General features: G+C 49.1%; 1 pseudogene. It reads right to left on the bottom strand.

The features are described from left to right. Positions 1–54: 54 nt before the first annotated feature. A pseudogene (locus tag ACX5J7_RS03740) lies at positions 55–599 on the bottom strand (efflux RND transporter periplasmic adaptor subunit); the annotation flags it as partial. Between the last annotated feature and the right edge of the window lie 14 nt (positions 600–613).

The raw sequence follows: 613 nt of genomic DNA on the forward strand, positions 1-613 counted from the left end.
TGTGCCTGATTGGTAGTGACAGGGTACCTCGGTTACAACGAACGGCTAATACGACCCGCTTATCGGCGCGTATACCTTGGTATAGCCCCATATTACTTTAGCCACATCAACTGCGGCTTCAGCCACACTAATGGCGGCCTGCGCCTGGCTTTTTGGGCATAACGTCGTCGTATTCCTGCTTACTTACCGCATTTTGCGCCACAAGGTCGTCGTAACGGCGAGCTTTCGCTTCCAGTGTTTTAAGGTTTGCCTCTACGCGTTTTTAAATCAGCCTTAGCACTATTTAGCTGCGCCAGGTAGCGTGCCTCGTCAATTTGATAAAGCTGCTGACCTTTTTCTACATAAGCGCCTTCTTCAAATAGGCGCTCGGTAATAACACCATCTACCTGGGGACGCACCTGAGACTGACGAGACGGGCTAACTCTGCCCGGCAACACCATTTCATGTACTACAGGTTGTTTTTCCAGCGTAACTACCGATACGGAAGGTGCAGGCTTACCTTGCTGAGCACCTTGCTGCGCTTGCTCACCTTCGTTCGAACACCCAATAACGCCCAACAGGGTTATTAATGCTGCAGTAACATAAAAAATGCGACTCATAAATTTTCTATTTC

It is taken from the genome of Alteromonas infernus (assembly GCF_902705815.1).